At 35.1% G+C, this 11709-nt stretch carries 9 protein-coding genes; all 9 read left to right on the top strand.

Translation table 11 applies throughout. The features are described 5' to 3' along the window. Window positions 1–5 precede the first annotated feature (5 nt). The 9 genes from GXM16_RS05735 to uxuA all read left to right on the top strand — a co-directional run bounded on the left by GXM16_RS05735 (window position 6) and on the right by uxuA (window position 11490). Complete coding sequence (locus GXM16_RS05735) at window positions 6–2147, top strand: bifunctional aldolase/short-chain dehydrogenase (protein ID WP_163393447.1); 2142 nt, start codon at window positions 6–8, stop codon at window positions 2145–2147. A gap of 217 nt (window positions 2148–2364) precedes the next feature. Next, entirely contained in the window at window positions 2365–3639 is a 1275-nt protein-coding gene (locus GXM16_RS05730) for a sugar isomerase (RefSeq protein WP_163393446.1), read from the top strand. 105 nt (window positions 3640–3744) lie between these two features. Beyond that, window positions 3745–5106: an FGGY-family carbohydrate kinase gene (locus GXM16_RS05725; protein ID WP_163393445.1), complete on the top strand. Its 1362-nt coding sequence runs from the start codon at window positions 3745–3747 to the stop codon at window positions 5104–5106. A gap of 183 nt (window positions 5107–5289) precedes the next feature. Continuing rightward, window positions 5290–6036: a (Fe-S)-binding protein gene (locus GXM16_RS05720; RefSeq protein WP_163393444.1), complete on the top strand. Its 747-nt coding sequence runs from the start codon at window positions 5290–5292 to the stop codon at window positions 6034–6036. 37 nt (window positions 6037–6073) lie between these two features. Then, window positions 6074–7444, top strand: a complete 1371-nt coding sequence (locus GXM16_RS05715) for a glycoside hydrolase family 28 protein (protein WP_163393443.1) — start codon at window positions 6074–6076, stop codon at window positions 7442–7444. 42 nt (window positions 7445–7486) lie between these two features. Next, the gene (locus tag GXM16_RS05710; RefSeq protein WP_163393442.1) at window positions 7487–8887 is read left to right on the top strand and encodes a lactate utilization protein B; all 1401 of its coding nucleotides are present in this window, start codon (window positions 7487–7489) and stop codon (window positions 8885–8887) included. Next, a complete protein-coding gene (locus GXM16_RS05705) occupies window positions 8880–9467 on the top strand; it encodes a LutC/YkgG family protein (RefSeq protein WP_163393441.1) in 588 nt (195 codons plus the stop codon). The genes GXM16_RS05710 and GXM16_RS05705 overlap by 8 nt, the downstream gene beginning before the upstream one ends. Window positions 9468–9486: 19 nt before the next feature. Then, window positions 9487–10305, top strand: coding sequence for an SDR family oxidoreductase (locus tag GXM16_RS05700; protein ID WP_163393440.1), 819 nt, complete (start codon window positions 9487–9489; stop codon window positions 10303–10305). Between the two features lie 30 nt (window positions 10306–10335). Next, complete coding sequence (uxuA, locus tag GXM16_RS05695; RefSeq protein ID WP_208797374.1) at window positions 10336–11490, top strand: mannonate dehydratase; 1155 nt, start codon at window positions 10336–10338, stop codon at window positions 11488–11490. Window positions 11491–11709: the final 219 nt, after the last annotated feature.

Genomic DNA, 11709 nt, shown 5'->3' with positions numbered 1-11709 from the left:
TAAAAATGTCAAATATAAACACAAACAGTATGACTTTTCAGCATGTAAGCTATCTTTGGGATGATGCTAAAGCTGCAGCCTTGGCAGGAGATGAAGTAGCTCTTTTTATCTATCGTTCTAATTTATTAGGAGCAGATTTAAGACTTACTAATTATGGAGGAGGAAACACTTCAGTAAAAATTACAGATAAAGACCCATTGACAGGCGCAAGCTCAGAGGTAATGTGGATTAAAGGTTCTGGTGGAGATATCGGAACGTTGACAAAATCAGGTTGTGCTGCTTTATATTTAGACAGGTTACGCAATCTTGAAAATGTATACAGAGGTATTGAATTTGAAGATGAGATGGTTGAGTTGTTCAATCACTGTATTTTTGATTTAGCTTCAAAAGCACCTTCTATTGATACGCCATTACACGGTTTCTTACCTTTTAAACATATTGATCACCTTCACCCAGATGCTGCTATTGCTATTGCTGCAGCAAAAGACGGAGCAAAAATCACAGAAGAATTATTCGACGGCGAAATCGGTTGGGTAGGATGGCAGCGTCCTGGTTTTGACTTAGGGCTTCAGTTAAGAAGCTGTCTGGAGGAAGCTGAGAAAAAAGGGAAAAAATTACGTGGTATCATGTTAGGTTCTCACGGTTTATTTACCTGGGGAGATACTGCTTACGAAAGTTATATCAATACACTTGAGGTAATCGAAAAGTGTGCTGAGTACTTAGAAAGCAACTACGGAAAAAAACGTCCGGTTTTTGGAGGTAAAAAAATTGACAGCCTTCCGGAAGCTGACCGTAAATTAAAAGCAGCTAAAGTTGCTCCAATCTTAAGAGGTTTCTGTTCTTCAGAGCGTCAGATGATTGGTCATTATACTGATGATGCAAGAGTTTTGGAATTCATCAACTCTAATGATTTGTCAAAATTAGCTCCATTAGGAACTTCTTGCCCGGATCACTTTTTACGTACGAAAATCAGTCCTTTGGTTTTAGAATTAGATCCAAATGAAGATTTATCAGACGTTGACGCAATCAAAGCAAAATTAACTCCTTCTTTTGAAGCTTACAGAGCAATGTACAAAGACTATTACAATGCTTGTAAAAAATCTAATTCACCTGCAATGCGTGATCCAAACCCGGTTGTAATTTTATATCCTGGAGTAGGTATGTTTACATTTGCCAAAGATAAAACAATGGCACGTTTGGCATCTGAATACTATATCAATGCAGTAAATGTAATGAAAGGTGCAGAAGCAGTTTCAGAATATACTTCATTGCCACATCAGGAAGCTTTTGATATCGAATACTGGTTATTGGAAGAAGCAAAATTACAGCGTATGCCAAAACCAAAAGCACTTTCAGGAAGAGTAGCATTAGTTACTGGTTCTGCTGGTGGAATTGGTAAAGCTATCGCGAAAAGATTTGCAGAAGAAGGCGCATGTGTAGTAATTAACGACATCAACGAAGAGCGTTTAGAAGGTGCAAAAGCAGAATTCATCAAATCATTTGGTAAAGATGCTGTTTCAAGTACTTTATTAAATGTTACGGATGCAGTAAGTACAGAAAAAGCTTTAGATGCTGCTTGTCTTGCATTTGGTGGTGCTGATATTATTATCAACAACGCTGGTATCAGTATTTCAAAATCAATCGCTGAACATACTCTTGAAGAGTGGGACAGATTATACGATATTTTGGTTAAAGGACAATTTATTGTTTCTAAAGCCGGAATCGAAGTAATGCGCAAACAAGGTTTTGGTGGAGACATCGTAAACATTGTTTCTAAAAATGCAGTTGTAGCCGGTCCAAACAATCCTGGTTACGGTTCTGCAAAAGCAGCTCAGGCACATTTAACACGTTTGATGGCTGCTGAATTAGGTGCTGATAAAATTCGTGTAAACACAGTAAATCCTGATGCTGTAATCTCAGATTCTAATATCTGGTCTGGCGGATGGGCTGAAGGCCGTGCAAAAGCTTACGGAATTACCGTTGAAGAATTGCCTGCTTATTATGCGAAACGTACCTTATTAAATGAAATTATATTGCCTGATGATATTGCAAACGCATGTTTCGCATTCGTGGGAGGTCTGTTGAACAAATCAACAGGAAATGCCCTGAATGTAGACGGCGGAGTAACAATGGGCTTTTACCGATAAGTTGTTTAGTTTTTTTTAAGTTTATTTAACAAAGTGGTTTTTGTTTTCTAACGTTCGATTTCGGTCGGACGTTAGATTTTTTATGACAATTCTATTTTATAAATAATTTTCCTAAACACACAGAAAATAAAAAAAAACAAGAAAAAAGTAACATAAAACAAGGGTTCACTTTGCAGAAATAGCCTTATATTGTAGACCCTAATAAAAAGAAATAAGTATGATAATCCAATCAAACACTATCGCATCTCACAATGATGGTTTACTTAAAAAACATCAGAATAAATTAGTTTATACAGCTTCAGAAATTGCAGAAACAGAATCAATTATTCAAAAATTAATCGATTTTCAAATTGCAATTCCATCTTGGGCTTTAGGAACAGGAGGAACAAGATTCGGACGTTTCCCGGGTGGTGGAGAGCCTCGTTCTATCGAAGAAAAAATTGAAGATGTAGGTTTGCTTCACGCTTTAAACAATGCTTCAGGAGCTATTTCTTTACACATTCCATGGGATATCCCAACTGATCATGTAGCTATTAAAAATTTAGCAGCACAGCATAATTTAAAATTTGATGCTGTTAACTCAAACACTTTTCAGGATCAGGCAAATGCAGAGCAGACTTATAAATTTGGTTCATTGCAAAATGTAAATAAAGCTGTTCGTAAACAAGCTGTTGCTCACAATATCGAAGTTATTCAGCAAGGAATAGCTTTAGGTTCTGAGTCTTTAACAGTTTGGCTGGCTGATGGTTCTTCTTTCCCAGGACAATTAAATTTCAGAAAAGCATACCAAAATACATTAGAAAGTTTAGAAGAAATCTATGAAGCATTGCCTTCAAACTGGAAATTATTCTTAGAATACAAATGTGCAGAACCAAACTTCTATTCAACTACGGTAGCTGATTGGGGACAATCTTATTCTTATGTAAAAAAATTAGGAGACAAAGCACAAACATTGGTTGATTTAGGTCACCATTTGCCAAATGCCAATATCGAGCAAATCGTTTCTTTGTTATTGATGGAAAATAAATTGGGAGGTTTCCACTTTAATGATTCAAAATACGGAGATGATGATTTAACTGCAGGTGCTTTAAAACCATACCAATTATTCTTGATTTTCAATGAATTGGTTGAAGGTATGGATGCCCGTGGAATGAATCACGCTAAAGATTTAGGCTGGATGATTGATGCTTCTCACAATATCAAAGATCCTTTGGAAGATTTATTACAGTCTGTTGAAGCGATTATGATTGCTTACGCACAGGCACTTTCTGTTGACAGAAAAGCATTAGAAATTGCTCAGGAAGAAAATGATGTGGTAAAAGCACAGGAAATTCTTCAAAACGCTTTCCGTACAGATGTTCGTGCATTGGTTGCAGAGGCTCGTTTGCGTTCAGGTGCAGCATTAAACCCAGTTGAATTATACCGCAGTCTTGACGTTAGAGGAAATCTAATTGGAGAAAGAGGATTAAAAACTATGGCCACAGGATTGTAATTATAAGTTATGAATTATGAGTTGTAAGCTAAAAAGATTTTGCTAAACTCATAATTCTGTAATTCAAAATTTATAATTTATAATTCACAATTTACAATTAAAGAAATGAACGTAGTTGCAATTTTTGATATTGGTAAAACCAACAAAAAGGTATTTTTATTTGATGAAAATTATAAAATCGTTTGGGAAAAATCAGTAAATCTGGACGAAACCGTTGATGAAGACGGTTTTCCCTGCGAAGATATTGATGTATTAAAAAACTGGATTCTCGAACGATTATCAGAAATAAAAGAACTGAATAACTATGTTCTGAAAGCTATAAATTTCAGCACTTACGGAGCTAGTTTTGTTTATATTGATAAAGACGGCAACTCTTTGACGCCTTTATACAATTATTTGAAAGATTATCCGGAAGAGCTGAAAAGTGGTTTTTACAAAAAATATAAAGGAGAAGAAGTTTTTGCAGTAAAAACAGCTTCTCCTGTTTTAGGAAGCCTGAATTCCGGAATGCAGATTTACAGATTAAAAGAAGAAAATCCGGAATTATTTGAGAAAGTTAAATATTGCCTGCATTTGCCTCAATATTTAAGTTTTCTTTTAACCGGTGAAGCCTATACAGACATTACCAGCATTGGGTGTCATACGAATCTTTGGAACTTCAAAAAAATGAAGTATCATAAATGGCTGAAAAATGAAGGTATAAAAGAAAAACTGGCTCCAATTCATCCCGGAAGAGATGTGATCAAAAAAGAAAATGACCTGGCTGTAGGGATTGGTCTGCATGACAGTTCATCTGCCATTATTCCGTATACGATCAATTTTACAGAGCCTTTCGTTTTATTGTCAACAGGAACATGGAGTATATCCCTGAATCCTTTTAACAACAAAGCTTTAACGTTTGAAGAACTTAAAAACGACTGTTTGTGTTACATGCAATACACCGAAAAACCGGTAAAAGCAGCGCGTTTATTTTCAGGAAACGAGCATGAAGTTCAGGCAAAAAGACTGGCAGAACATTTTAACGTTCCATTTGATACTTTTAAAGAAGTATATTTTGATAAAAAAATTGTATCTAATTTAAGAGCAGTAAATTTTCAAATTGTTTATCCGAAAAAGTACGATTTTGATATTCTGAATGAATGTCCGTTTCAAAAAAGAGATCTTTCGGTATTTAAAACTTACGAAATCGCGTACCATCAATTGATGCTGGATCTCGTTGAACAACAGGTTTTTTCAACTAATTTAGTGATTCATAACAGCCCTGTAAAGAAAATCTTTGTGGACGGTGGTTTTAGTAAAAATTCAATTTTCATGAATTTACTTGCTGAAGCTTTCCCGGATGTAGAAGTTTATGCGGCTTCAATGGCGCAAGCAAGTGCTTTAGGTGCAGCATTGGCAATTCACCAAAACTGGAATCCTAAGCCTATCCAGAATGATTTAATTGATTTGAAATTTTATAAGCATTAAATTAAGTCAAAGATTAAAAGATTTATTTCACGCAGATTTTACAGATTTAAGCAGATTTAATTTTAGATAATTTATTATAAAAATAATCTGCTCACATCTGCTTAAATCCTTTTAAAATCTGCGTGAAAAATATTTAACACATAAAAAATAAATTGTGTTTAAAAATAAATAATTATCCAGAATATGAAAATTGGACTTTTTATACCGTGCTACGTCGACCAATTTTACCCCAAAGTAGGTATCGCAACCTATGAACTGTTATTAAAATTAGGCTGCGATGTTCATTTTCCAATGAAACAAACCTGCTGTGGACAGCCTATGGCAAACAGCGGTTATGAATATTTAACCAAAGGCTGTGATGCTAACTTTATTGCTAATTTTTCAGAATTTGATTATATCGTTTGCCCGTCAGGAAGTTGTGTTTTACATGTAAAAGATCATTTGCATGATGACAAACAGGAAGAACTGGCTGCAGCAATGCGCAAAAAAGTTTTTGAATTAACAGAATTCATTACTGATATTCTAAAAGTAGAATCTATAGAAGGAAACTTTCCACACAGAGTAGGAATGCACCAAAGCTGCCACGGACAACGCGGACTTAAGCTTTCGCAGATGACCGAATTAAACGCACCATTTTTCTCTAAACCGGGACAATTATTAAGCAAAATAAATGGTCTGGATTTGGTTTCCTTAAGCAGAAAGGATGAATGCTGTGGTTTTGGAGGTACTTTTTGTGTAACTGAAGAAGCGGTTTCAGTAAAAATGGGTCAGGACAGAATCAAAGATCATGAAAAACATGATGTAGATTATATTACCGGAGGAGATATGTCATGCTTAATGCATTTGGAAGGAATTCTTAAAAGACAAAAGAGCAATATAAAAACGATTCATATCGCGGAAATATTGAACTCTTCAACAATTAAAATTTAACCAATTATTAAATTTTAAGTTTAAAGACCATTTTAAAATGAAAAAATTAACACTCTGTTTTGCATTAGTACTCTCGCTGATTTTTTTATCGTTTAAAAAAGATCCGTCTTTAGTAACTTTAAAAGAAGTAATGGTGAAAGCACCTTTTGAGATGCCGGCTATAGAAATCCCGGATTTCAGCAAATGCAAAAAATATTCGATAGTTGATTTTGGAGCTGTACAGGGTGATAAAAATAAAACTTCAGAAGCAATAAACAAAGCGATTACTAAGGCTAATAAAGCCGGAGGAGGAATCGTTGTAATTCCGGAAGGTGAATGGCTGACAAAGAAATTTCATTTTAAAAGCAATGTAAACCTTCATTTAGACAAAGGAGCCGTTTTACTTTTTTCTGAAGATCCCAATGACTATTTACCTGCTGTTAACTCAACATGGGAAGGTTACGAATGCTTCAATTATTCGCCATTAATTTATGCTTATAAATGTAAAAACATTGCCATTACAGGTGAAGGCGAACTAAAAGCTAAAATGGATACCTGGAAACAATGGTTTGCACGTCCGAAATCACATATGGAAAGCCTGAAAAAACTGTATAATCTGGCATCGTATAACAAACCGATGAAAGAAAGACAAATGGCAAATGATACGGCTCGTTTTCGTCCGCAGTTCATTCAGTTTAACCGTTGTGAAAATATTTTGATGGATGGCGTTTCGATTACAAACAGTCCTTTTTGGACCATTCATCCTTTTTTATCGAAAGATGTAGTTCTTAGAAATCTGAAAGTATATGCACACGGACATAATAATGACGGTGTAGATCCTGAAATGAGTCAGAATGTACTAATTGAAAATTGTGTTTTTGATCAGGGAGACGATGCCATTGCCATAAAATCTGGTTGCGGGAAAAATGCCTGGTTATTAAATACGCCTTCAAAAAACATTGTTATTCGTAATTGTACTGTGAAAAATGGACATCAGCTGGTAGCAATTGGAAGTGAGCTTTCAGGCGGAATAGAAAATGTATTTATTGATAACTGTACTGTTGTCGATGGTGCAAAATTAAATCATCTGTTATTCATCAAAACAAATGAACGCAGAGGCGGATTTGTGAACAATATTTACATGAGCAATATTGTTTCAGGTAAAATTGATGCAGGGATTTTAGGAATAGATACAGATGTATTATACCAATGGAGAACTTTGGTACCTACAATTGAAAGGAGGCTTACTCCAATAAAGAACGTATATCTGGATAATGTAAAAGCAACGGATGTGAAGTTTATTTCGAAAATTTCAGGTCAGAAGGAACTTCCTGTAGAGAATATTTTTCTAAAAAATGTAAATGCAGATACGGTTAAGGAAAATCAGAACATTCATGAAAATGTCGTGAATTTTGTAAATAATAATTGATTCTAAATTTATCCATTGGATTTAATTTAAAGTAGTAAAGAAATGTCTTCAGAAAAAATAATATCACATAGCGAAGCTTCAACACGTTTCAACAAAGACGTTGAACGCGTAAACTGGCATGATGAGACGCTCTGGTTTGTTCGTGAAAAACGTGATAAAGCTGCTAATCTGATACCGGATTGGGAATTGCTGAGAGAAACAGCGTCACAAATTAAACATAATGTACTCTCGAATATTCATGATTATTTAGTTGAATTCGAAGCAAACGCTCAAAAGAACGGAATAACAGTACATTGGGCTGCCGATGCAAAAGAGCATAACGAGATTGTACATTCGATAATGGCAAAACATGATGTAAAGCAAATGGTTAAATCCAAATCAATGCTTACAGAAGAATGTCATTTGAATGATTATTTAGCTGAAAAAGGCATTGAAGTTATCGATTCTGATTTAGGAGAATATATCGTACAGCTTCGTAAAGAACCGCCAAGTCATATTGTTTTACCTGCAATTCACTTAAAAAAAGAAGATGTAAGTGAAACTTTTCACGAGCATCTGGGTACCGAAAAAGGAAATTTTAATCCGCAATATTTAACAGAATCAGCTCGTCAGAGTTTAAGGAATACATTTTTAACCAGAAAAGTTGCTTTAACTGGAGTCAATTTTGCAGTAGCTGAAACAGGAGAATTTGTAGTGTGTACCAATGAAGGAAATGCTGATATGGGTGCGCATCTTGCAGATGTTCATATTGCCTGTATGGGATTCGAGAAACTGATTCCGCAGCGTAAACATTTAGGTGTTTTTCTTAGATTATTGGCAAGGAGTGCTACAGGACAACCAATTACTACTTTTTCAAGCCACTTTAAAAAGCCGAGAGACGGGCAGGAAATGCATATTGTAATTGTTGACAATGGCAGAAGTACGCAATTAGGAAGAGAAGATTTCAGGAATTCATTAAAATGTATCCGTTGTGGCGCCTGTATGAATACTTGTCCGGTTTACAGACGAAGCGGTGGTCATAGTTATCACAATGCAGTAGCCGGACCTATTGGTTCTATTCTGGCTCCGAATCTGGATATGAGCAAAAATGCCGATCTGCCTTTTGCCAGTACACTTTGTGGTTCCTGTACCAACGTTTGTCCTGTGAAAATTGATATTCACGACCAATTATATAAATGGCGTCAGGTCTTGGTGAAGGAAGGGCATACACCTGCTGCAAAAACTATCGCTATGAAAACTATGGCAACCGTTTTGGCAAATCCTACTGTGTTTAATATTGCCGGAAAATCAGGAAGATTTGTAATGAAAAATATTCCGGGAATGGTGAATAACAAAATGAACAAATGGTACGATCAGCGTGAAATGCCTGAAGTACCTGAAGAATCATTCAGGGAATGGTACAAGAAAAATTCACGTGAATCTAAAGCAAAGGATAATGAGTAGTAAAGCTGAAATTTTAAAAAAAATAAAACAGAACCAACCGGAAATCAGTACAGATTTACCTGATTTGGATCTTTTAAACTCAGAAAATCCGAATGTTTTGGAAACGTATAAAACCGTTTTAAAAAACATTGGAGGAGAGAGCGTTGAAGTAGCTAATTATATTGAGATTTTAGATTTTATTAGAAAGAATTATGCACTTGACAGGAGAATCATTACGACTATCCCTGAACTTTCTGAAGTAGCATCATTGAATTGGAAAAACGATGATCCGCATAGCCTTCAGGATGTGGAATTAGCTATAATAAAGGGACATTTTGGTGTTGCTGAAAATAGTGCAATCTGGGTAACTGATGATATACTGGGTCAGCGAGTAGCTCCTTTTATAGCACAATACCTGGCTATAATTATTAATAAAAGTGATATTTTAGCAACAATGCAGCTGGCTTATAAAAAAATTGGTAATCAGGAGTACGGTTTCGGGACTTTTATTGCAGGACCTTCAAAAACAGCAGATATTGAACAATCTTTAGTGTTGGGCGCACACGGCGCAAGAGGATTAATTGTATTTTTGCTGGATTAAAAACTAAAATATAGAAAAATTGAAAACAGATTTTACATTAGAAGGAAAAGTAATAATCGTTACCGGGGCAACCGGAATATTAGGTGAAGCCTTTATTAACGGTATAGCAGCTGCAGGTGGAATTGTTGGTGTTTTAGGGAGAAATGAAAAAGTAGCCAACGAAAGAGCTGAATTAATAGTTAAAAATGGTGGAGAGGCAATCGCTTTAATTGCAGATGTAACTATCGAAAGGGATCTTATAAAAGCGCGTGATTTGGTTCTTTCAAAATACGGAAAAATTGACGGTCTGGTAAATGCAGCCGGTGGAAATATGCCGGAGGCTGTAATTCAGTCAGATCAGGATATTTTTAAATTAAATATGGATGCACTGCAAAAAGTGATGAACCTGAATTTATTTGGAACACTTTTGCCTACACAGATTTTTGGAGAAGTAATCAAAAATAATGAGAGTGTTGGAAGTATTGTAAATATTTCATCTGTCGCAACAGAACAAGCCATAACAAAAGTTTTAGGTTATAGTCTGGCAAAATCAGCCATTGGTTCTTATACAAAATGGTTTTCTGTTGAACTTGCCAAAAGATATGGCGATAAAATCAGAATGAATTCTATCGTTCCGGGATTTTTCTTAACTGAGCAAAACCGTACGTTATTAACTAATCCTGATGGAAGTTTAACTGAGAGAGGAAATTTAATCATTGCAAATACACCTTACAAACGTTTTGGAAATCCGGATGAATTGATAGGAGCTTTAGTTTGGCTGCTAAGTGATGCATCTAAATTTGCGACAGGTTCAAAAGTGACTATAGATGGTGGATTTACGATTTTCAGCGGGGTATAATTTTAAAAGAAAAGAAAGATTATGAATAGAATGATACAAACCTGGAGATGGTTCGGACCAAATGATCCCGTAAGTTTACAGCATATCAAACAAACCGGTGCTACCGGAATTGTAACAGCTTTACACCATGTTCCTCATGGAGATGTATGGACTGTTGAAGAAATCAACAAAAGAAAAGCAGAAGTTGAAGCTTACGGGCTGACATGGGATGTGGTAGAAAGTATCACAGTCCATGAAGATATTAAAACCAAAACCGGAGATTATCAGCTTTATATCGAAAAGTATAAAGAAAGTATTCGTAATGTCGCAGCCTGCGGAATCAAAATTATTACTTATAATTTCATGCCGGTTAACGATTGGACAAGAACACAGCTGGATTACGTAATGCCGGACGGTTCTGAAGCATTATACTTTAACTGGGTTGATCTGGCAATTTTTGATATTTATATCTTAAAAAGAGAAAATGCAGAAAGCAGTTTTCCTGAAAACATTGCAGCTAAAGCTAAAGAACGTTTCCATTCCTTAAACGAGCAAGATTTACAAGCACTTTCTGATGTAGTAATGTTTGGAATTCCGGGAGAGAAAAAAATGACGGTTGCTGATATGCAGGCTAAATTAAAGCCGTATAAAAATATTGACAGAGCAGCTTTAAGAGAAAATTTAAGCTACTTCCTGAATGAAATTTGTCCGGTTGCAGATGAATGCGGAGTTAAACTGGCGATTCATCCGGATGATCCTCCTTTTGATATTTTAGGATTACCGCGTATCGTAAACTCAATGGAAGATTATGATTTTATTCTTTCAAAAGCACCTTATAAATCAAACGGAATCTGTTTCTGTACTGGTTCTCTTGGAGCATCAGAAAAGAACGATTTACCTGAAATAGTAAAAGTTTTAGGCGACAAAATACATTTTATTCACTTGCGAAATGTACGCAGGGACGAAGAAGGTAATTTCTTTGAAGCAGATCATTTAGATGGAAATGTGGATATGTATGCAGTAGTAAAAGAACTGTTATTAATTCAAAAAGACAATAATCTTTCTATTCCGTTCAGACCAGATCACGGACACCAAATGTTAGATGATTTAGGAAAAGTAAACAATCCGGGGTATTCAGCTATTGGAAGATTAAGAGGTTTAGCCGAATTAAGAGGTCTGGAAGAAGGAATTATTCGTTCGTTATAAATTTACTGATATAGAATAGTTTTTAGATTATTTAAAAATAAATCTATTATTAAAGTTGTCATGGTTTAAACTTTGACAACTTTTTTTATACGGTTATGTGAGCGTTATTAGTGTATAAGTTTTAAATCAGCAATAATTATCTGTTGAAATATTTTTATTTTTGTAGTAAAATATTTATAAATTTCATTCTAATTTTGTTGTTAAAATAAATTTAAGTTA

It is taken from the genome of Flavobacterium limi (assembly GCF_010645075.1).
GTDB lineage: Bacteria > Bacteroidota > Bacteroidia > Flavobacteriales > Flavobacteriaceae > Flavobacterium > Flavobacterium limi.
This window is presented reverse-complemented; position numbering and strand designations above follow the sequence as displayed.